Raw genomic sequence first — 20,587 nt, 5'->3', positions numbered from 1 at the left:
TTGGATCAGGCTGGGCGCCGACCATGATTGGCTCGGCCCTTTTTCACACGCCACTTGCGTTTCCGGGTCTTCTTCGACATGTCCCCTCTGCTTAACCGAGGAAGGGACCGGCGTCGAGAGGTCAGGCGCGGGCGATCGGGGCGAGGGTGGCGTTCGTGAGGTCGGTCAGGTCCTTCGGGGACAGCTCGACCTCCAGGCCGCGGCGGCCCGCCGAGACGCAGACCGTGTCGAACGCCGTCGCCGAGGCGTCCAGGACCGTCCGGAGCTTCTTGCGCTGGCCCAACGGGGAGATGCCGCCCCGGACATAGCCCGTCGTGCGCTCCGCCAGGGACGGGTCCGCCATCGTCGCCTTCTTGCCGCCCACCGCCGTCGCCAGGGCCTTCAGGTCCAGCGAGCCGGACACCGGGACGATGCCGACCACCAGCGTGCCGTCGACGTCCGCGACCAACGTCTTGAAAACCCGCTCAGGGGAGACACCCATCGCCTCGGCGGCTTCCTCGCCGTAGGAGGGGTGTGCGGGGTCGTGGTCGTAGGCGTGGACCGTGAAGTCCGCGCCCGCCGCTGTCAGGGCCACCGTCGCGGGCGTGCCGGCCGACTGTTGCTGCTTCTTCGACTTCTTCGCCATCCGGGCTTTCCCAGGTTCAGTTGAGGTTCGTCGGGCCGCGCGTCAGGTCCGACGCCGGCAACGACGGCAGGTTACGGATGATGGCCGTCTCGGAGCGAAGGAGTTTCAGTTCGTCGCGCAGCCGGGACGCGGTGTCCGGCGCCTGGAGCAGACGCTGCTTCGTCGGGGTGTCCAGCATCATCGCGGCGGCCACGAGATACGAGACCACGGCCGGCTCGTCCGGCAGCTCCGCGCCCGTCGACAGCGACCGCTCCCGGGCGCCCGCCAGCCGCTTCTGGTACTGCCGGAACGCCCGCAGCACCCCCTCGGCCAGCGCCCCCGCCTCGTCGCCGCGATCCTCCGTCAGCTCCTCCAGCTCGGCCGTCAGGAAGGGACCGGACGCGTCGACCGACAGCAGCCGCACGCGGGTCGTCCCCGTCGCCAGTACCTCGAACGTGCCGTCGGACCGCTCCCGGATCGTCGCCGCGTCCGCCACACAGCCCACGCCGTGGAACGCCTTGACGGGATCGGCGCCGAAGCCGGCGGCGGGCCCGCGCTCGGGCAGGGCAGTCGGGTCCGGCATGCCGGGCGCGCTGGCGGCCACCTCGTGGCCGTCGCGGATCGCCACGACGGCGAAACGGCGCGGTTCGTCCTCGGGGGACTTGAGCAGTTCGCGCATCATGGCGCGATAACGCTCCTCGAAGACGTTCAACGGAAGTACGAGTCCCGGGAACAGCACCGAGTTCAAGGGGAAGAGTGGAAGCCGGACGGTGGTCACGGCGTGAAAGCCTAGTCGTCGCGGGAGAACGCGCGTGCGCACCGACCACCTGGTGGGCAGCTCCCGCACCCGCGTCAGCTCCCGGTGGGCAGCTCCCGCACGTACTTCAGCCCCGTCGCAGCAGCCGCGTCGCCCCCGCCGCCACCGTCGTCGCAAGGATCCAGCCGACCAGGATCATCGCCGCGGCCAGCCACTGCCAGCCGCCGCGCAGCCGAAAGAAACCCACCTGACCGAGGTCGATGACCGGCAGGAGCAGGTCGAGCGCGAAGAGGGCCGGGTTCCACGGCGGATGCTCACCGGACTTGATCGGCGGATGGTCGGCGTGCGTGAAGGCCACCGAGCTCGCCGCCCACAGCAGCGCCATCCAGACCGCCGCCCGGCCGGGCCGGTAGCCGTAGGCCACCGTCAAGTCCTGCACATACCCCCACAGCTTGGCCGCCGCCGGCAGGGTCTCGCGCCGTCGGCGCTGCTTGGCCAGCAGCACCTCGCGGGCGTCCTCGTCCTCGCCCCCGGCCCGCAGTACGGTGGCCAGTCGCTCGTACGGCTCCGGGTTGTACTCGGCGGTCGCGGCGGCGACCCACTCCAGCCGCTCGGCGAGCGGGAACGGGCCGCGCGGCACGAGGTTCTCGTAGGCGAAGCCGCCCATGTGCAGCCGCCCGGGGCCGGGCCAGCTGTCCCTCCGGTCCATCAGGTTGACGATCTTCGCCCCCGAGAGCACGACACGCCCGCGCGCCGGCCGCTCTCCGAGGAAGCGCAGCTCCGGTGTCTGCACCCGCCGCAGCGACAGCTCCTGCTCGTCGGTGAAGGTGAACCGGGCCCGCTCGAAGTCGACGGAGTCCCCGAACCGCCCGTCGTCCAGCCGCACCCCGCCCTCGCACTCGACCCGCTGGACCCGCGTCCCGCGCGCGGGTGTGGTCCCGCTCAGCAGCACGCTGTCGACACCGGCGGGCGTGAGATACAGTGTCCGCCCCACGGTCAGCTGCGGCGCGTTCAACGCGAACCGCGTGTACGGATTGGCCAGCCGGGCGCCCCGCAGACTCAGCGACACGCCGACGTTGGCGCCGCGCAGCCGCAGCTCGCCGTGCGATTCGAGCAGCTCGGCCTGGAGGTCCTGGCCGATGGTCATGCCGTCCCCGGAGATGGAGCGCCCGCTGCGGTCCCGGTAGACGATGGCCTGGTTGATCAGCAGATCCGTGCCGATGTGCGCGTCGGTCAGCCGTACCCCGTGGTGGAAGCGGCAGCGCGGCAGATGCAGATCGCCCTCCGTGTGCACCCGGGCCGCCTCCAGTCGCGGCACCGAGCAGTCCACCAGCCGTACGGTGGTGAAACGGGCCTCCGGCAGCAGGATCTCCCGCTCGAAACGGCAGCCGCGCAGCTCGACGTAGGGCGTGACCGTGCCGCCCGCGAGGTCCAGGGTGCCGCTGATCTGTACGCCGGTGAGCTTCAGGGACGACACGCGGCCCGCGAGTGCGGGCGGGCCGTCCAGCAGCAGCCAGCACACGATCCGCGCCCGCACCGTCCGCTCGGGTCCCCACGGGTGCCCGCCGTGCGGATCGTCGACGATCGGTTCGCCGCTGCTCAGGTCATACACGCTGCCGTTGCGGAAGGCCTGCCACATGCCGGCCTCGGCGGCGGTCAGATCGTCCGGCAGCTCCCCGGCGCGGATGCCGGCCCCCTCGGTCACGGTGGTCCATTCCTCCTGTTACTCATGGGTTTCGTACAACTGTTCATGCCCGCTGAGTGACGCGCCGAACACTAAACGTGCTGTGCTTTGTGGGGGGGCACCCCCCACACCCCCCTGATCTTCCGGGTCGTGTATCAGTCACTGAAACGCGGGAACAACGCCCGACTCCGGTCTGCGAGAATTGAGCCCGTGATCTCCCGAATCGATCTGCGCGGCGACGCCCTCCCGGAGGGTCCCGCCCTGCGCGACCTGCTGCCCCGAGCCGACTTCGACGTTGCGGCCGCCCTCGAGAAGGTGCGTCCGATCTGCGAGGCCGTGCATCATCGGGGCGACGCGGCGCTGATCGACTTCGCCGAGAAGTTCGACGGGGTGCGTCTGGATTCCGTACGCGTCCCGGCCGAGGCGCTCGACAAGGCACTCGAAGAACTCGACCCGGCCGTGCGCGCCGCCCTGGAGGAGTCCATCCGGCGCGCCCGTCTCGTCCACCGCGAGCAGCGCCGTACGACGCACACGACCCAGGTCGTGCCCGGCGGCTCGGTCACCGAGAAGTGGGTGCCGGTCGAGCGGGTCGGGCTGTACGCGCCCGGCGGCCGGTCGGTCTACCCGTCCTCCGTGGTCATGAACGTCGTGCCCGCCCAGGAGGCCGGCGTCGAGTCGATCGCGCTCGCTTCGCCCGCGCAGGCCGAGTTCGATGGCCTCCCGCACCCGACGATCCTCGCCGCCTGCGCGCTGCTCGGCGTGGACGAGGTGTACGCCGCCGGTGGCGCCACGGCCGTCGCGATGTTCGCGTACGGCACCGAGTCCTGCCCGCCCGCCAACATGGTCACCGGCCCCGGCAACATCTGGGTCGCCGCCGCCAAGCGCTACTTCACCGGCAAGATCGGCATCGACGCCGAGGCGGGCCCGACCGAGATCGCGGTCCTGGCCGACTCCACCGCCGACCCGGTGCACGTCGCCTCCGACCTGATCAGCCAGGCCGAGCACGATCCGCTGGCCGCCGCCGTCCTCGTCACCGACTCCGTGGAGTTGGCGGACGCGGTGGAGAAGGAGCTGGAGCCGCAGGTCGCGGCCACCAAGCACATCGAGGACCGGGTCGTGCCCGCCCTCAAGGGCAGGCAGTCCGCGATCGTCCTGGTCGACGGCGTCGAGGAGGGCCTGCGAGTCGTCGACGCGTACGGCGCCGAACACCTGGAGATCCAGACGGCCGAGGCTGCCGCGGTCGCGGACCGGGTGAAGAACGCCGGCGCCATCTTCATCGGCCCCTGGGCGCCGGTCTCGCTCGGTGACTACGCCGCCGGGTCCAACCACGTCCTGCCCACGGGTGGCTGCGCCTGCCACTCCTCGGGCCTGTCGGTCCAGTCCTTCCTGCGCGGTATCCACATCGTCGACTACACGAGGGACGCGCTGGCCGACGTGGCGCAGCACGTGGTGACGCTGGCGGAGGCGGAGGACCTGCCCGCGCACGGCGCGGCGATCAAGGCGCGTTTTGCCGGAGGCGAACAAATCGGGCACAGCGGCTGGAAGGTACCCGAGGGCAAGTGACTGGCATCGACGATCTCCCCGTACGGGACGAGCTGCGCGGCAAGTCCCCCTATGGCGCGCCCCAGTTGGACGTCCCCGTACGGCTGAACACCAACGAGAACCCCTATCCGCTGCCCGAGCCGCTGGTCGAACGCATCGCCGAGCGTGTCCGCGAGGCGGCCCGGAACCTCAACCGCTACCCGGACCGGGACGCGGTCGAACTGCGCACACAGCTGGCCAAGTACCTGACCGACACGTCCGGTCACGAGGTGGGCCCGGCGAACGTCTGGGCGGCCAACGGCTCCAACGAGGTCATCCAGCAGCTGCTGCAGACCTTCGGCGGCCCTGGCCGCACCGCGATCGGTTTCGAGCCGTCGTACTCGATGCACGCGCTCATCGCGCGCGGCACCGGAACGGGCTGGATCTCGGGTCCCCGCGACGACGACTTCACGATCGACGCCGCCGCGGCCGAGAAGGCGATCGCCGAGAACCGGCCGGACGTCGTCTTCATCACCACCCCCAACAACCCCACGGGCAACGCGGTTCCGCCCGAGACGGTCCTCGCGCTGTACGAGGCCGCGCAGGCGGCGAAACCGTCAATGGTTGTGGTCGACGAGGCGTACATCGAGTTCAGCCACGGCGACTCGCTGCTGCCGCTGCTCGAAGGGCGGCCGAATCTCGTCGTCTCGCGGACGATGTCGAAGGCGTTCGGCGCGGCCGGACTCCGCCTCGGCTACTTCGCCGCGCACCCGGCTGTCGTCGACGCCGTCCAGCTCGTACGGCTGCCCTACCACCTCTCGGCGATCACCCAGGCGACCGCGCTCGCGGCCCTGGAGCACACCGACACGCTGCTGAAGTACGTCGAGCAGCTGAAGGCCGAGCGGGACCGGCTGGTGAGCGAGCTGCGAGCGGCCGGCTACGAAGTCGTCGAGTCCGATGCGAACTTCGTGCAGTTCGGCCGGTTCGAGGACTCTCACACTGCCTGGCAGCGGATCCTCGACCAGGGCGTACTGGTCCGCGACAACGGCATCGCGGGGTGGCTGCGGGTCAGCGCCGGAACCCCACAGGAGAACGACGCGTTCCTCGACGCGGTCCGTGAACTCAAGAAGGAGCAGAGCTGATGAGCCGCGTAGGACGCGTGGAGCGCGTCACCAAGGAGACGTCGGTGCTCGTCGAGATCGATCTCGACGGCAGCGGAAAGGTCGATGTGTCGACCGGCGTCGGCTTCTACGACCACATGCTCGACCAGCTCGGCCGGCACGGTCTGTTCGACCTGACCGTGAAGACCGAGGGCGACCTGCACATCGACTCGCACCACACCATCGAGGACACCGCCCTCGCGCTGGGCGCCGCCTTCAAGCAGGCGCTCGGCGACAAGGTGGGGATCTACCGCTTCGGCAACTGCACGGTCCCGCTGGACGAGTCGCTGGCCCAGGTGACCGTCGACCTGTCCGGCCGCCCCTACCTCGTGCACACCGAGCCCGAGAACATGGCGCCGATGATCGGCGAGTACGACACCACGATGACCCGGCACATCCTGGAGTCCTTCGTCGCCCAGGCGCAGATCGCGCTGCACGTGCACGTGCCGTACGGGCGCAACGCGCACCACATCGTGGAGTGCCAGTTCAAGGCGCTGGCCCGGGCGCTGCGGTACGCCAGCGAGCGGGACCCGCGCGCCGCCGGAATCCTGCCTTCCACGAAGGGCGCGCTGTGAACGGGCTGTCGACCATCCTGATTGTCGTCGGGCTCTTCCTGGTCGGCGGGATCATCTCCTTCGCCAAGCAGGAGATGCCGAAGAGCCTCATCGTGCTGCTCTCGATCGGCGCCGCGATGTGTCTGGTCGCGGGCGTCCTGCGGCTGGAGGTGTGGAATTGAGTGCACCCAAGCAGGTCGTGGTCTTCGACTACGGCTTCGGCAATGTGAGGTCGGCCGAGCGTGCCCTCGCGCGCGTGGGCGCCGACGTCGAGATCACCCGTGACTACGACAAGGCCATGAACGCCGACGGGCTCCTCGTGCCCGGCGTCGGGGCCTTCGCCGCCTGTATGAAGGGGCTGACCGAGGCCCGCGGCGACTGGATCGTCGACCGTCGCCTGGCCGGCGGCCGTCCCGTCATGGGCATCTGCGTCGGCATGCAGATCCTGTTCGCGCGCGGCATCGAGCACGGCGTCGAGACCGGCGGCCTCGACGAGTGGCCCGGCTCGGTCGAGCCGCTGCAGGCCGACATCGTGCCCCACATGGGGTGGAACACCGTGGACGTGGCGCCGGGCTCCGAGCTGTTCGCCGGTCTGGACGCGGACGCGCGCTTCTACTTCGTGCACTCGTACGCCGTCCACGACTGGAACCTCGAAGTCCACAACCCGACGCTGACGGCCCCCAAGGTCACCTGGTCGACGCACGGCAAGCCCTTCGTGGCCGCCGTGGAGAACGGTGCCCTGTGGGCGACGCAGTTCCACCCCGAGAAGTCCGGCGACGCCGGAGCCCAGCTCCTCACCAACTGGATCGGAACACTGTGAGCAAGCTCGAACTCCTCCCCGCCGTCGACGTCCGCGACGGCCAGGCCGTCCGCCTCGTACATGGAGAGTCCGGGACCGAGACGTCGTACGGCTCCCCCCTGGAGGCCGCCCTCGCCTGGCAGCGGGCAGGCGCCGAGTGGCTGCACCTGGTCGACCTGGACGCCGCGTTCGGCACCGGCGACAACCGTGCGCTGATCGCCGAGGTGACGAAGGCGATGGACATCAAGGTCGAGCTGTCCGGCGGCATCCGGGACGACGCCTCCCTCGCCGCCGCCCTGGCCACGGGCTGCACCCGGGTGAACCTGGGAACGGCCGCCCTGGAGACCCCGGAGTGGGTCGCGAAGGTCATCGCCGAACACGGCGACAAGATCGCGGTGGGCCTGGACGTACGGGGCACCACGCTCCGCGGGCGCGGCTGGACCCGCGACGGCGGCGACCTCTACGAGACGCTGGAGCGGCTCAACAAGGAGGGCTGCGCACGGTACGTGGTCACCGACATCGCGAAGGACGGCACGCTGCAGGGCCCGAACCTGGAGCTGCTGAAGAACGTCTGCGCGGCGACCGACCGCCCGGTCGTGGCCTCCGGCGGCGTCTCCTCGCTGGACGACCTGCGGGCCATCGCCGAGCTCGTACCGCTGGGCGTGGAGGGTTCGATCGTAGGGAAGGCCCTGTACGCGAAGGCGTTCACGCTGGAAGAGGCCCTGGAGGCTACGTCTTGAAAGAGGACACAGCGTCATGACGTCCGATGCCGTGCGGCGTGTGCAGAGCGGAAGTCCGTGGGAGGAGTCCTTCGGTTTCGCACGTGCCGTCGCGGCGGGAGACCGCGTTCTGGTGGCGGGCACCACGTCCTTCAAGGGCGATGTGCTGTACGGCGAGGGCGACCCGTACGAACAGGCCGTGGTGGCCTTCACCGGCGCGATCGAGGCGATCGGTGAGTTCGGGCTCGGGGTCGCTTCCGTGGTCCGTACGCGGATGTACCTGACCCACGCGCGGGACGTGGACGCCGTGGGCCAGGCCCACAAGGAACTCTTCGACGAGGTGCGTCCGGTCTCGACGCTGCTGATCGTGGAGGGCTTCGTGGACTCGCGCATCCTGGTCGAAGTGGAAATAGAAGCATTCAGAGGAGCCGAGCACTCATGACCCTGGCGGTCCGAGTCATCCCCTGCCTGGACGTGGACAACGGCCGGGTCGTCAAGGGCGTCAACTTCCAGAACCTGCGTGACGCGGGCGACCCCGTCGAGATGGCCAAGGTGTACGACGCCGAGGGCGCCGACGAACTGACCTTCCTGGACATCACCGCGTCCTCCGGCAACCGCGAGACGACGTACGACGTGGTGCGCCGCACAGCCGAGCAGGTGTTCATCCCGCTCACGGTCGGCGGCGGCGTCCGCACGGCCGAGGACGTGGACAAACTGCTGCGGGCCGGCGCGGACAAGGTGGGCGTCAACACGGCGGCCATCGCCCGTCCCGACCTGATCCGCGAGATCGCGGAGCGGTTCGGCCGGCAGGTGCTGGTCCTGTCGGTGGACGCGCGGCGCACTCCCGAAGGCAGCTTCGAGGTCACCACTCACGGCGGCCGCAAGGGCACCGGCATCGACGCGATCGAGTGGGCGCACCGGGCCGCCGAGCTGGGCGCGGGCGAGATCCTGCTCAACTCGATGGACGCGGACGGCACGAAGGACGGCTACGACATCGAGATGATCGAGGCCGTCCGCAAACACGTGACCGTCCCACTCATCGCCTCCGGCGGGGCAGGCCGGCTCGCCCACTTCCCCCCGGCCATCGAAGCGGGCGCGGACGCGGTCCTGGCGGCGTCGGTCTTCCACTTCGGCGACCTGCGGATCGGTGAGGTGAAGGAGACGTTGCGGGGGGCGGGGCACGCCGTCCGCTAGCGCGAACTGAGCCCCGGTCGGTTCGGCCGGGGCTTTCTCCTGTGCGGATGAGAAAGGAACGTTGCGCAAAATATGTTGCGCAATTTTTCTTCTTACCTAGCGTGAGTGGCATGACGGACCGGGAGAGGCGCATCAAGGACGTGGGCACCCTCAAGGCGCTCGCGCACCCGCTACGGGCACAGCTGTACCGGTGCCTGATCATCGCGCGTTCGGCGACCGCGTCCCAGCTCGCCGATCAGGTCGACGAGGCCGTCTCGCTGGTCAGCTACCACCTGCGCAAACTCGCCGAGCACGGGCTGATCGAGGAGGCCGCGGCGCAGAGCGCGGACGGTCGGGAGCGCTGGTGGCAGCCTGCCTCCGAAGGGGTGTCCATCCACGACGAGGACTTCAGGGACGCCCCGGAGAAGGCCGCAGCGCACGCAGCGGCCAGCCGCCTGTTCTTCGAGCAGCGCGCCGACATGTACCGCCGCTACCTCGACGAGCGGGCCCACTGGAGCGACGCGTGGACGACGGCGTCCGACTCCTCCGAGTGGCTGCTCAGGCTCACCTCGGACGAACTCTCCGCGCTGTCCAAGGAGATGTACGCCCTGGTCCGCAAGTACGAGGAGCGCGGCCGGGCCGCCGTTGCCGCAGGCGAAACCGAGGGTCGCGAGAACGTCGCGGTGCACACGTACGGCTTCCCTTTCCGTACCTGAAAGGACGGTCCGCCGTGACCAGCACGCTCGTGCCCGGGGCCGGCCTCAAGGAAAGACCGGCTCACCGCGACCCCAACGTCCTGCGATGGCTCGGCGCGTACATCTCGTCCGCGGTCGGGGACAACGTCTACTTCATCGCCCTGTCCTGGGCCGCCGTCCAGTCCGGCAGCCCCGCCCAGGCCGGACTGGTCACCGCGGCCAGTGCGTTGCCGCGTGCCCTGTTGATGCTTGGCGGGGGAGTGGTGGCCGACCGCTATGGGCCGCGCCGGACGGTGCTCGCCAGCACCGCCGTGCGCGCCGCCCTCGTGCTGATCGCGGCTGTCCTGCTTCTCGCGACCAGCCCCGGGCTGTGGGCGCTGGGTGCGGTCGCCGTGCTCTTCGGTGTCGTCGATGCCGTGTTCCTGCCCGCCGCCGGTGCCCTGCCCGCGCGGATCACCGGGCGCGGCCAGCTCGCCCGCGTCCAGGGCATGCGCGGCCTCGCCACCCGGCTCGCGAACGTCCTCGGCGGTCCGCTGGGCGGGCTCGGCGTCGCCGTCGGCGGTACGGCGGGCGCGTTCGGGCTTGCCGCGCTGCTCGTCGGGGTGTCCCTGCCGCTGCTGCTGGCGGTCCGGGTCGGCAAGCTGCCACCGGACGACGCGTCGCCCCGGGGTGCGGTCCTGGCCGAGCTGCGGGACGGGCTGCGCCACATCCGGCGGGACGCGGTGCTGCGCCCGTTGGTGATCGCGGGGGCCCTCGCCGACCTCGGCTTCGTCGGCCCGATGAACCTCGGCCTGACCCTCCTCGCACAGCAGCGCGGCTGGGGCTCGTCCGGCATGGGCTGGGTGCTCGCCGGCTTCGGGACCGGCGCCGGCGCGGCCTCGCTCCTGCTCACCTGGCGCGGCCGGGTGCCCCGGGCCGGAGCCGTGGCCGCGGTGACGAACATCCTCGGCGCCGCGGCCATCGGGGCGCTCGCACAGGTGGTGTCCGTGCCCGGCGCGGTCGGTGTGGCCCTGCTCATCGGCCTGTCGGCCGGTCTGTCCGGGGCCCTGTGCGGGGCGCTGATCCAGGCCGCGGCGGGCCCGGCCTACGTCGGCCGGGTCACCGCCGCCTCCACGCTCGTCGGCTTCGGCGTCGCGCCGCTCACCTTCCCGGTGGTCGGCTGGGCGGCCGAGCTGTGGGGCACCGGCCCGGTCTTCGTGGTGGGCGCCGCGGTCAGTGCCCTGGGCGGCGTCATCGCGCTCTGCGCGGGCTCCCTGCGCCGCGCTGAGCTTCCCGGGTGACGCCTCAGAGCCCCAGCTGCTTCGTCTCGTGCAGCTTGGTGATCGCGTCCTCCTCGCCGTCCAGCTCCACCTTGGCGGCGCTCTGCCGGCCGAACGCGAAGAGCAGCAGTTCCGACGGCTCGCCGGTCACCGTGACGACCGGGGTGCCGCGGTGGGCGACCGCTGTCTGGCCGTCGGGGCGGCGCAGGACGAGGCCGGTCGGGACGCCGCGGCCCATCAGGCGGGCGGAGCGCTCCAGACGGGACCAGAGGGCGTCCTGGAAGACGGGGTCGAGTTCGCGCGGAGTCCAGTCGGGCTGGGCGCGGCGTACGTCCTCGGTGTGGACGTAGTACTCGATCGTGTTGGACATCTCGTCGAGCTGCTTGAGTGCGAACGGCGAGAAGCGCGGCGGGCCGGTACGGATCAGCTGGATCAGCTCCTCGTACGGCTTGGCGGTGAACTCCGCCATCACCCTCTCCAGACGCGGCGCCAGCTGCTTGATCAGGATGCCGCCGGCGGCATCGGGGCGACGCTCGCGCACCACCACGTGCGCGGCGAGGTCATGGGTGCGCCAGCCCTCGCACAGGGTCGGGGCGTCGGGGCCCTCGGCCTCCAGGAGGTCGGCCAGGAGAAGTCGTTCACGCTTGGCGAAAGTCGACATGCAGTCAGCGTACGGCCGAGGTGGGGGTCAGCCCAATGGACAGCACCCGTACGGTCCGGGTACTGGACACTCCATCAGGTCTGTCAGCGGCGCGCGGCACAATGGTCGGCATGACCAGCATGCCCCGGCAGTCCAGCCGCCTCGACCCGGAGATCGCCGCGCGGCTCAAGCGCAGCGCCGACGGACTCCTGCCCGCCATCGCCCAGCAGTACGACACCGGTGAGGTGCTGATGCTCGGCTGGATGGACGACGAGGCGCTGCATCGGACGCTCACCACCGGCCGCTGCACCTACTGGTCGCGCAGCCGCCAGGAGTACTGGGTCAAGGGCGACACCTCGGGCCACTTCCAGCACGTCAAGTCCGTCGCCCTCGACTGCGATGCCGACACCGTGCTGGTCAGGGTCGACCAGGTCGGCGCCGCCTGCCACACCGGCGCACGCACCTGCTTCGACGCCGACGTACTGCTCAAGGACGGCGCCGATTCCGGCCCGTCCACCCCGGATCAGTAAGGTCAGCCGCCATGGACCTCGAGACGTTCCGCAAGCTGGCCACCGACCGGCGGGTCATCCCGGTCACCCGCAAGCTCCTCGCCGACGGCGACACCCCGGTCGCGCTCTACCGCAAGCTCGCCGCCGAGCGCCCCGGCACCTTCCTGCTGGAGTCCGCGGAGAACGGCCGCTCCTGGTCCCGCTACTCCTTCGTCGGCGTGCGTTCCGCGGCGACGCTCACCGAGCGGGACGGCCAGGCCCACTGGCTCGGCACCCCGCCCGTCGGCGTCCCCACAGGCGGCGACCCCCTCGCCGCCCTGCGCGCCACCATCGAGGCCCTGCACACCCCGCACCAGGAGGGCATGCCGCCCTTCACCGGCGGCATGGTCGGCTACCTCGGCTACGACATCGTGCGCCGCCTGGAGAAGATCGGCCCCGGCGAGCGGGACGACCTGAAACTCCCCGAGCTGACCATGCTCCTCACCAGCGACCTCGCCGTCATGGACCACTGGGAGGGCTCCGTCCTGCTGATCGCCAACGCGATCAACCACAACGACCTCGACACCGGCGTCGACGAGGCCTACGCCGACGCGGTCGCCCGCCTCGACATCATGGAGGCCGACCTCACGCGCGCGGTCGCCCAGCCGCCCGCCGTGCTCCCGCCCTCCGAACTCCCCGAGTACACGGCACTCTGGGGCGGCCCCGACTTCCAGGACGCCGTCGAGGACATCAAGGAGCGCATCAGGGCCGGCGAGGCCTTCCAGGTGGTCCCCTCCCAGCGCTTCGAAACGCCGTGCACAGCAAGCGCGTTGGACGTCTACCGGGTGCTGCGGGCGACCAACCCCTCCCCGTACATGTACCTGTTCCGCTTCGAGGGCTTCGACGTCGTCGGCTCGTCCCCCGAAGCGCTCGTCAAGGTCGAGGACGGGCGGGCCATGGTCCACCCCATCGCCGGAACCCGGTGGCGCGGGGCCACCCCGCAGGAGGACCAGGCCCTCGCCGACGAACTGCTCGCCGACCCCAAGGAGCGCGCCGAGCACCTGATGCTCGTCGACCTCGGACGCAACGACCTCGGGCGCGTCTGCGAACCCGGCTCGGTCGAGGTCGTCGACTTCATGTCCGTCGAGCGCTACTCGCACGTGATGCACATCGTCTCGACGGTCACCGGCCGGGTCGCCGCAGGCCGCACCGCCTTCGACGTCCTCACCGCCTGCTTCCCGGCCGGCACCCTCTCCGGCGCGCCCAAGCCCCGCGCGATGCAGATCATCGACGAACTCGAGCCGTCCCGGCGGGGGTTGTACGGCGGCTGCGTCGGCTACCTCGACTTCGCGGGCGACTCCGACACCGCCATCGCCATCCGTACGGCACTCCTGCGCGAGGGCACCGCCTACGTCCAGGCCGGTGCGGGCATCGTCGCCGACTCCGACCCGGTCGCCGAGGACACCGAGTGCCGCAACAAGGCGGCTGCGGTGCTGCGCGCGGTGCACACGGCGAACCGGCTCGGAAAGTAGGACGGGTCTCACGTGAACCCCGGGTGACGGTTCGCCCGGGGTGCGCGCGATAGTGGAGTACGTGACTGCTGTTCCTCACCCCCGTTCCGAAGCCGCAGGACCCGCCCGGGCGGGCCGCCTCAGCCTCGCCGTCGCCCTGCTGGCCGGCGCGCTCGGCGCGGCCGTGGCGCTGCTGGCCACCCGCCAGCAGTGGTCGGAGGGCACCGCGACCGTGGCCGGCGGCTCCTTCCCGCTGACCGCGAAGGGCAGCGACGTCACGGGCGTGCCCGCGGCCCTCGCCATAGTGGGCCTCGCCGCGCTCGTCGCCGTCTTCGCCGTCCGCAAGTCCGGGCGGCTCCTGGTCGCCGCGCTGCTCGCGCTGTCCGGCGCCGGGATCGTCGTGGCGGCCGTGTTCGGCGCGTCCGACAGCTCGGCGCTCGACGAGAAGGCCGCGGCAGCCACCGGCGACACCGCCGCCGGGGTCGACGCGCTCACCCACACCGCGTGGCCGTACGTCGCGGCCGTGGGCGGCGTCCTGCTTCTGCTCGCCGGGCTGCTCGCCCTGCGCTACGGCCGGCTGTGGCCTGCGATGTCCGGTCGGTACGAGCGCTCCGGAGCGGTCCGGCCGCGCCGCAAGGCCCCCGTCGTCGACCCGGATCGCCCCGAGGACCTGTGGAAGGCGTTGGACCGCGGCGAGGACCCCACCGGAGCGTAAGCGCTCCGCTGGGGTGCCGCGATGGGCCGTCAGTTGTCCGCGGCGCCGTCGTGGCTGGTCGCGCAGTTCCCCGCGCCCCTTCGGGGCACGACCCCGACCGGCGTGGATGACCCCAGGACATACCCCCGATCACTGCACGCGGGCGCGTGCGGGACAATGATGGCGAGCGTTCGGCTCACACAGGCACACAGCAACGAGGAGCAAGCAATGGCGGGCAGCAGCCACGGTCACACCCCGGCCGCCTGGACCGGTGTCACTATCGCGTTCATCGGTTTCTGCATCTCGGGCGCCTTCATGGTGCTGGCCAGCCCCGTGGGCTTCTGGGCCGGCCTGGGAGTCACGGTCCTCGGTGGCATCGTCGGCTGGATCATGAAGGGCATGGGCCTCGGCCAGCCGAAGGACCAGCACGCGGCCTACCAGACTCTGTCGGAGAAGCGCCAGCCGGCCGGTGCCGAGGGCTGAGAAGTCCCGTACAGCGCAAGCACCGCGTGAGGGGCGGACCGGTATGACGCCGGGGCCGCCCCTCACGCGTGCGCGGGGCACAATGCAAGACGTGAACCTCGACAGCCGGAAGGCCACACCGCCCGCCGCAACCGTGCTCGGCCGGCTGGCCGTGCCGGCGGGACTGCTCGCAGCCGTCGCCGGGGCCTTCGCCTACGTCGGGACCGTGGACCCGAACGAGCCCGGCCACTACCCCGCCTGTCCGCTCCTGCAGTACACGGGCATCTACTGCCCCGGCTGCGGCGGCCTGCGCAGCGCGCACGCCGTAGTCCACGGGGACTTCCTCGCGGCGCTGCAGGACAACGCGGCCGCGGTCGTCGGCTACGCGCTCTTCGCCGTCGTATGGACCGTCTGGGTGGTCCGCGCGGCACGTGGCCGGCCCTTCCGCCTCGAACTCGGGTCCGCGCACCTGTGGACCGTCGGGGCATTGCTGCTGGTCTTCACGGTTGTCCGGAACCTGCCGTTCGGTGGCTGGCTCCACCCTTGATCAACTGGTGAAAGTCCAGGTAGTGGGACCGGCGTCAACCGGATGCGAGGCCTACGCCCTCCTGCGGATACCATCGCAGTGACCATAGGTTTTGAACCGCTTTCATAGTCAACCGTCTGGAAGGGGGCCGCTCGCGTGAGTGTGCTCGACGAGATCATCGACGGAGTCCGTGCCGACCTCGCGGAGCGGCAGGCGCGCGTCAGCCTCGACGAGCTCAAGGAGCGCGCGGCGAAGGCCCCCGCGGCCAAGGACGGTCTGGCCGCCCTGCGCGGGGACGGCGTCAAGGTCATCTGCGAGGTCAAGCGCTCCAGCCCCTCCAAGGGCGCGCTGGCCGCCATCGCCGACCCGGCCGGACTCGCCGCGGACTACGAGGCGGGCGGCGCGGCCGTCATCTCCGTCCTCACCGAACAGCGCCGCTTCGGCGGCTCGCTGGCCGACCTGGAGGCCGTCCGCGCCCGCGTGGACATCCCGGTCCTCCGCAAGGACTTCATCGTCACGTCCTACCAGCTGTGGGAGGCCCGGGCCTACGGCGCCGACGTCGTCCTGCTGATCGTCGCCGCCCTCGACCAGCCCGCCCTGGAGTCCCTCGTCGAGCGCGCCGGATCCATCGGGCTCACCCCGCTCGTCGAGGTCCACGACGAGGACGAGGTCGAGCGCGCCGTCGACGCCGGCGCCAAGGTCATCGGCGTCAACGCCCGCAACCTCAAGACCCTCGAGGTCGACCGCGGCACCTTCGAGCGGGTCGCCCCAGAGATCCCCGAAGGCATCGTCAAGATCGCCGAATCCGGCGTCCGCGGCCCCCACGACCTCATCGCCTACGCCAACGCCGGCGCCGACGCCGTCCTCGTCGGCGAGTCCCTCGTCACCGGCAAGGACCCGAAGACAGCAGTGGCCGACCTGGTGGCAGCGGGCGCACACCCGGCACTGCGCCACGGCCGCGGCTGATCACCCGGTAGGGTTAGCACCGATGACTCTCTCGTTGACCGTGACAACCGTGGACCGGTACGCCCGCCTGGCGCGCGGCTGCCGTCCCCGGGGTTGCCGCGCGCCCGCGCGGAGGGTGCACGGACGGCGGGTCCGCTACGTCATCGGAGACGAACCCGGACAGGTGAACGGCCGTCGATGGCAGCGCGCCCCATAGGGGCGCGGGGAACTGCGCGACAAGCCACAGTCGGCCGGTAGCCGACAGCAAAGCCCCGCCCCCACGGCGATTAGTGTCTCTTTCCACGCACTCACCGTGAGGTATCCGCATGCCCAGCGACTTCTTCATCCCCGACCCCCAGGGTCAACTCCCCAGCGCCGAGGGCTACTTCGGCGCATTCGGCGGCAAGTTCATCCCGGAGGCCCTCGTCGCCGCCGTGGACGAGGTCGCCGTCGAGTACGACAAGGCCAAGCACGACCCCGAGTTCGCCCGCGAACTCGACGACCTGCTCGTCAACTACACCGGCAGGCCCAGCGCACTGACCGAGGTGCCCAGGTTCGCCGAGCACGCCGGAGGCACCCGCATCTTCCTCAAGCGGGAAGACCTGAACCACACCGGCTCCCACAAGATCAACAACGTGCTCGGCCAGGCCCTGCTCACCAAGCGCATGGGCAAGACCCGAGTGATCGCGGAGACCGGCGCCGGCCAGCACGGCGTCGCGACCGCCACCGCCTGCGCGCTGTTCGGCCTCGAGTGCACCATCTACATGGGCGAGATCGACACCCGGCGCCAGGCCCTCAACGTGGCCCGCATGCGCATGCTCGGCGCCGAGGTCATCGCCGTGAAGTCGGGATCGCGCACCCTCAAGGACGCCATCAACGAGGCGTTCCGCGACTGGGTGGCGAACGTGGACCACACCCACTACCTCTTCGGTACGGTCGCCGGCCCGCACCCCTTCCCGGCCATGGTCCGCGACTTCCACCGCGTGATCGGCGTCGAGACCCGCCGCCAGCTCCTGGAGCGCGCGGGCCGCCTTCCCGACGCCGCCATCGCCTGCGTCGGCGGCGGCTCCAACGCCATCGGCCTCTTCCACGCCTTCATCCCCGACACGGACGTACGCCTCATCGGCTGCGAGCCCGCGGGCCACGGCGTCGAGACCGGTGAGCACGCGGCGACCCTGACCGCGGGTGAGCCCGGCATCCTCCACGGCTCGCGGAGCTACGTCCTCCAGGACGAGGAGGGCCAGATCACGGAGCCGTACTCGATCTCGGCCGGTCTGGACTACCCCGGCATCGGACCCGAGCACTCCTACCTCAAGGACACCGGTCGCGCCGAGTACCGCGCGGTCACCGACGACGCCGCCATGCAGGCCCTGCGCCTGCTGTCGCAGACCGAGGGCATCATCCCGGCGATCGAGAGCGCGCACGCGCTCGCCGGTGCGCTCGAAGTCGGCCGGGAGCTGGGCAAGGACGGGCTGATCGTGGTCAACCTGTCGGGCCGCGGGGACAAGGACATGGACACCGCCGCCCGCTACTTCGGGCTGTACGACACCGACGCCGAGGTCGCCGCCGACGCCGGCAGCGACACCGCCGAGATCGAGGGGGACGCCAAGTGAGCGGCAACATCCAGCTGTTGACGGACACCCTCGCGGGCGCGAAGGCGGAAGGCCGGTCCGCCCTGATCGCCTACCTCCCGGCCGGCTTCCCGACCGTCGACGGCGGCATCGAGGCGATCAAGGCCGCCTTCGACGGCGGCGCCGACGTCGTCGAGGTCGGTCTGCCGCACAGCGACCCCGTCCTCGACGGTCCGGTCATCCAGACCGCCGACGACATCGCGCTGCGCGGCGGCGTCAAGATCGCCGACGTGATGCGCACGGTCAAGGAGACGTACGAGGCGACCGGCAAGCCGGTGCTCGTGATGACGTACTGGAATCCGATCGACCGCTACGGCGTGGAGCGCTTCACCGCCGAACTGGCCGAGGCGGGCGGGGCGGGCTGCATCTTGCCTGACCTGCCCGTGCAGGAGTCGGCGCTGTGGAGGGAGCACGCCGAGAAGCACCGGCTTGCGACGGTCTTCGTGGTCGCGCCCAGCAGCAAGGACGAGCGGCTCGCGCAGATCACCGTGGCGGGCAGCGGCTTCGTCTACGCGGCCTCGCTCATGGGCGTCACCGGTACCCGTGAGTCGGTCGGCGCCCAGGCCCAGGACCTGGTCCGGCGCACCCGGGCCACCGGCACCGACCTGCCGGTCTGCGTCGGGCTGGGCGTCTCCAACGCGGCCCAGGCCGCCGAGGTCGCCGGCTTCGCGGACGGCGTGATCGTCGGCTCGGCCTTCGTGAAGCGGATGCTGGACGCGGCGGACGACGCGGCCGGTGTGGAGGCCGTTCGCGCTCTCGCCGGTGAGCTGGCGAAGGGCGTGCGCGGGCAGGCGTAACGGGAAGACCCCCCTTGGGAAAGATCCCCATGGGGAAGATCCCTATTAGGGATTAGCGGAAATATTCGGTCACTCGAACGGGTGGACCTGGGACCGGGGAGGCGCGGTGCGCCTCCCCGGTTCGTTCTGTGGGTGTGAGCGAGAAGAACCGTGAGGGAAAGCGCACCGCCCGTGAGCGGCTGGCGGTCGAGCGTGAGAAGCAGAATGCCGCGGACAAGCGACGACGGGCCCTGATCGTGGGCGCGAGCGTCGTCTGCGTCCTGGGGCTCGCGGCGGTGATCGGCGTCGTCGCGGCGAACGCGGGCAAGGACGACAGCGACAGTTCGGGCCCGCTCGTGGCCCCCGCGGGGGCGAACGGCGAGGACAACCTCGCCATCCCGGTCGGCAAGACCAGCGCCAGGTCGACGCTCACGGTGTGGGAGGACTTCCGCTGCCCGGCCTGCAAGTCCTTCGAGACGGTGTACCGCCCGACGATCCATGAACTGACCGGCTCCGGACAGCTCAGAGTCGAGTACCGCCTCGCGACGATCATCGACGGCAACATGCGCGGCACCGGCTCCCGCAACGCGGCCAACGCCGCGGCCTGCTCCCAGGACGCCGGAAAGTTCACCGCGTACCACGACGTGCTGTACGACAACCAGCCACCGGAGACCGACGACGCCTTCGGCGAGAACAGCAAGCTCATCGAGCTGGCCGCCAAGGTCGACGGCCTCGACACTCCCGCCTTCCGGACCTGCGTGGAGAAGGGCACCTACAACAACTGGGTCGAGAAGTCCGCGGCTGCCTTCCAGGACGGCGGCTTCAGCGGCACGCCGACCGTGCTGCTCGACGGGAAGAACATCCTGCAGGACCAGTCGATGACGCCGGCGAAGCTGAAGCAGCTGGTGCAGGAGGCGAACAAGGCGTGAGCCGGGGCGCCCGCCCGTTACGCACCCGTTGCCGGGCCGCTTGCCGTGGGCGCGGCCCGGCAGGGTAGCGTCGACCTTGCCATGGAACTTGCCTACATTCCCAGCCCGTCGCGCGGGGTGATCCACCTCGGCCCCATTCCGCTGCGCGGCTATGCGTTCTGCATCATCATCGGCGTCTTCGTCGCCGTCTGGCTCGGCGGCAGGCGCTGGGTCGCCCGGGGCGGGCGGGCCGGCACGGTGGCCGACATCGCTGTCTGGGCCGTGCCCTTCGGCCTCGTCGGCGGTCGGCTCTACCACGTGATCACGGACTACGAGCTGTACTTCAGCGAGGGCCGTGACTGGGTCGACGCCTTCAAGATCTGGGAGGGCGGCCTCGGCATCTGGGGCGCGATCGCGCTCGGTGCGCTGGGTGCGTGGATCGGCTGCCGCCGCCGTGGCATCCCGCTGCCCGCCTACGCCGACGCCGTCGCCCCCGGCATCGCCCTCGCGCAGGCCATCGGGCGCTGGGGCAACTGGTTCAACCAGGAGCTGTACGGGCGGGAGACCGACCTGCCCTGGGCCCTGCACATCACGTCCTCGGCGGACGGCCGGGTGCCCGGGTACTACCACCCGACGTTCCTGTACGAGTCGCTGTGGTGCATCGGCGTCGCGGTCCTCGTCATCTGGGCCGACCGCCGCTTCAAGCTCGGGCACGGGCGGGCCTTCGCGCTGTACGTCGCCTCGTACTGCGTCGGCCGGTTCTGGATCGAGTACATGCGGGTCGACGAGGCCCACCACATCCTGGGCCTCCGCCTCAACAACTGGACCGCCCTGCTCATGTTCCTGCTCGCGGTGGTGTACATCGTGGTGTCGGCGAAGAAGCGGCCGGGGCAGGAAGAGATCGTGGAGCCGGATCCGGATGCGGATGCGGATGCCTCCGGCGGTTCGGCCGACGGTGACGATGCCGCCGATGACGAGGCGAAGGACGAGGCAGAGTCCGAGTCGGGGTCTGCGAAGAAGACCTGAAGGTCGGTTGTACGTTGATGAGGGCGCCCGCGACTGTGCGGGCGCCCTCGTTGTG

General features: G+C 70.9%; 25 protein-coding genes. 21 read left to right on the top strand and 4 right to left on the bottom strand.

Annotated elements, in window-relative coordinates:
- Window positions 1-121 precede the first annotated feature (121 nt).
- The 3 genes from ybaK to QQY66_RS12210 form a co-directional block, all read right to left on the bottom strand.
- Window positions 122-625, bottom strand: a complete 504-nt coding sequence (gene ybaK, locus QQY66_RS12220) for a Cys-tRNA(Pro) deacylase (protein WP_301979199.1) — start codon at window positions 623-625, stop codon at window positions 122-124.
- Window positions 626-641: 16 nt separating this feature from the next.
- Window positions 642-1,382, bottom strand: coding sequence for an LON peptidase substrate-binding domain-containing protein (locus QQY66_RS12215; protein ID WP_301979198.1), 741 nt, complete (start codon window positions 1,380-1,382; stop codon window positions 642-644).
- A gap of 106 nt (window positions 1,383-1,488) precedes the next feature.
- Window positions 1,489-3,066, bottom strand: coding sequence for an oxidoreductase (locus QQY66_RS12210; protein WP_301979197.1), 1,578 nt, complete (start codon window positions 3,064-3,066; stop codon window positions 1,489-1,491).
- Window positions 3,067-3,255: 189 nt separating this feature from the next.
- Between QQY66_RS12210 and hisD the strand changes: the two genes are divergently transcribed.
- The 10 genes from hisD (at window position 3,256) to QQY66_RS12160 (ending at window position 10,946) form a co-directional block, all read left to right on the top strand.
- A complete protein-coding gene (gene hisD / locus QQY66_RS12205) occupies window positions 3,256-4,608 on the top strand; it encodes a histidinol dehydrogenase (protein WP_301979196.1) in 1,353 nt (450 codons plus the stop codon).
- Window positions 4,605-5,708 (top strand): histidinol-phosphate transaminase, encoded by a 1,104-nt coding sequence (locus QQY66_RS12200; RefSeq protein ID WP_301979195.1) that lies wholly within the window; start codon window positions 4,605-4,607, stop codon window positions 5,706-5,708. The genes hisD and QQY66_RS12200 overlap by 4 nt, the downstream gene beginning before the upstream one ends.
- Window positions 5,708-6,301 (top strand): imidazoleglycerol-phosphate dehydratase HisB, encoded by a 594-nt coding sequence (gene hisB, locus QQY66_RS12195; RefSeq protein WP_030932889.1) that lies wholly within the window; start codon window positions 5,708-5,710, stop codon window positions 6,299-6,301. Before QQY66_RS12200 ends, hisB begins: the two co-directional genes overlap by 1 nt.
- Window positions 6,298-6,462 (top strand): hypothetical protein, encoded by a 165-nt coding sequence (locus QQY66_RS12190; RefSeq protein ID WP_301979194.1) that lies wholly within the window; start codon window positions 6,298-6,300, stop codon window positions 6,460-6,462. Before hisB ends, QQY66_RS12190 begins: the two co-directional genes overlap by 4 nt.
- On the top strand, window positions 6,459-7,100 hold the full coding sequence (hisH, locus tag QQY66_RS12185) for an imidazole glycerol phosphate synthase subunit HisH (RefSeq protein WP_301979193.1): 642 nt from the start codon (window positions 6,459-6,461) through the stop codon (window positions 7,098-7,100). Before QQY66_RS12190 ends, hisH begins: the two co-directional genes overlap by 4 nt.
- A complete protein-coding gene (priA, locus tag QQY66_RS12180; RefSeq protein ID WP_301979192.1) occupies window positions 7,097-7,819 on the top strand; it encodes a bifunctional 1-(5-phosphoribosyl)-5-((5-phosphoribosylamino)methylideneamino)imidazole-4-carboxamide isomerase/phosphoribosylanthranilate isomerase PriA in 723 nt (240 codons plus the stop codon). Before hisH ends, priA begins: the two co-directional genes overlap by 4 nt.
- A gap of 16 nt (window positions 7,820-7,835) precedes the next feature.
- Window positions 7,836-8,240: a RidA family protein gene (locus QQY66_RS12175; RefSeq protein ID WP_301979191.1), complete on the top strand. Its 405-nt coding sequence runs from the start codon at window positions 7,836-7,838 to the stop codon at window positions 8,238-8,240.
- Window positions 8,237-8,992 (top strand): imidazole glycerol phosphate synthase subunit HisF, encoded by a 756-nt coding sequence (gene hisF, locus QQY66_RS12170; protein WP_301979190.1) that lies wholly within the window; start codon window positions 8,237-8,239, stop codon window positions 8,990-8,992. The genes QQY66_RS12175 and hisF overlap by 4 nt, the downstream gene beginning before the upstream one ends.
- A 110-nt stretch (window positions 8,993-9,102) precedes the next feature.
- Entirely contained in the window at window positions 9,103-9,687 is a 585-nt protein-coding gene (locus QQY66_RS12165) for a helix-turn-helix domain-containing protein (RefSeq protein ID WP_301979189.1), read from the top strand.
- 14 nt (window positions 9,688-9,701) lie between these two features.
- Window positions 9,702-10,946 carry an MFS transporter gene (locus QQY66_RS12160; protein ID WP_301979188.1) on the top strand — a complete coding sequence of 415 codons (1,245 nt, stop codon included), beginning with the start codon at window positions 9,702-9,704 and terminating at the stop codon, window positions 10,944-10,946.
- Window positions 10,947-10,950: 4 nt separating this feature from the next.
- Here the strand turns inward: QQY66_RS12160 and QQY66_RS12155 are convergent, their stop codons facing one another.
- Complete coding sequence (locus QQY66_RS12155) at window positions 10,951-11,586, bottom strand: TIGR03085 family metal-binding protein (RefSeq protein ID WP_301979187.1); 636 nt, start codon at window positions 11,584-11,586, stop codon at window positions 10,951-10,953.
- A gap of 110 nt (window positions 11,587-11,696) precedes the next feature.
- Here QQY66_RS12155 and hisI point away from each other — a divergent pair, with 110 nt between their 5' ends.
- From hisI to lgt, 11 genes are all read left to right on the top strand, one after another.
- Window positions 11,697-12,095: a phosphoribosyl-AMP cyclohydrolase gene (gene hisI, locus QQY66_RS12150; protein ID WP_301979186.1), complete on the top strand. Its 399-nt coding sequence runs from the start codon at window positions 11,697-11,699 to the stop codon at window positions 12,093-12,095.
- 11 nt (window positions 12,096-12,106) lie between these two features.
- Window positions 12,107-13,585, top strand: a complete 1,479-nt coding sequence (locus tag QQY66_RS12145) for an anthranilate synthase component I (RefSeq protein ID WP_301979185.1) — start codon at window positions 12,107-12,109, stop codon at window positions 13,583-13,585.
- 52 nt (window positions 13,586-13,637) lie between these two features.
- Window positions 13,638-14,279: a TIGR02234 family membrane protein gene (locus QQY66_RS12140; protein ID WP_301987281.1), complete on the top strand. Its 642-nt coding sequence runs from the start codon at window positions 13,638-13,640 to the stop codon at window positions 14,277-14,279.
- A 207-nt stretch (window positions 14,280-14,486) separates the two neighbouring features.
- Window positions 14,487-14,741: an HGxxPAAW family protein gene (locus QQY66_RS12135; RefSeq protein ID WP_301979184.1), complete on the top strand. Its 255-nt coding sequence runs from the start codon at window positions 14,487-14,489 to the stop codon at window positions 14,739-14,741.
- An 82-nt stretch (window positions 14,742-14,823) separates the two neighbouring features.
- Window positions 14,824-15,267 (top strand): DUF2752 domain-containing protein, encoded by a 444-nt coding sequence (locus QQY66_RS12130; RefSeq protein ID WP_301979183.1) that lies wholly within the window; start codon window positions 14,824-14,826, stop codon window positions 15,265-15,267.
- Window positions 15,268-15,402: 135 nt separating this feature from the next.
- Window positions 15,403-16,212 (top strand): indole-3-glycerol phosphate synthase TrpC, encoded by an 810-nt coding sequence (trpC, locus tag QQY66_RS12125; protein WP_301979182.1) that lies wholly within the window; start codon window positions 15,403-15,405, stop codon window positions 16,210-16,212.
- 22 nt (window positions 16,213-16,234) lie between these two features.
- A complete protein-coding gene (gene trpM, locus QQY66_RS50350; RefSeq protein WP_367666970.1) occupies window positions 16,235-16,408 on the top strand; it encodes a tryptophan biosynthesis modulator TrpM in 174 nt (57 codons plus the stop codon).
- A 109-nt stretch (window positions 16,409-16,517) separates the two neighbouring features.
- Window positions 16,518-17,804, top strand: a complete 1,287-nt coding sequence (gene trpB / locus QQY66_RS12120; RefSeq protein ID WP_301979181.1) for a tryptophan synthase subunit beta — start codon at window positions 16,518-16,520, stop codon at window positions 17,802-17,804.
- A complete protein-coding gene (gene trpA / locus QQY66_RS12115; protein ID WP_301979180.1) occupies window positions 17,801-18,619 on the top strand; it encodes a tryptophan synthase subunit alpha in 819 nt (272 codons plus the stop codon). The genes trpB and trpA overlap by 4 nt, the downstream gene beginning before the upstream one ends.
- A gap of 134 nt (window positions 18,620-18,753) precedes the next feature.
- Window positions 18,754-19,527, top strand: a complete 774-nt coding sequence (locus QQY66_RS12110; RefSeq protein WP_301979179.1) for a thioredoxin domain-containing protein — start codon at window positions 18,754-18,756, stop codon at window positions 19,525-19,527.
- Window positions 19,528-19,608: 81 nt separating this feature from the next.
- Window positions 19,609-20,532 (top strand): prolipoprotein diacylglyceryl transferase, encoded by a 924-nt coding sequence (gene lgt, locus QQY66_RS12105; protein WP_301979178.1) that lies wholly within the window; start codon window positions 19,609-19,611, stop codon window positions 20,530-20,532.
- Window positions 20,533-20,587: the final 55 nt, after the last annotated feature.

The organism is Streptomyces sp. DG2A-72 (assembly GCF_030499575.1).
Classification (GTDB): domain Bacteria; phylum Actinomycetota; class Actinomycetes; order Streptomycetales; family Streptomycetaceae; genus Streptomyces.
The sequence above is the reverse complement of the archived record's forward strand: the minus strand, read 5'-3'. Positions and strand labels throughout refer to the sequence as shown.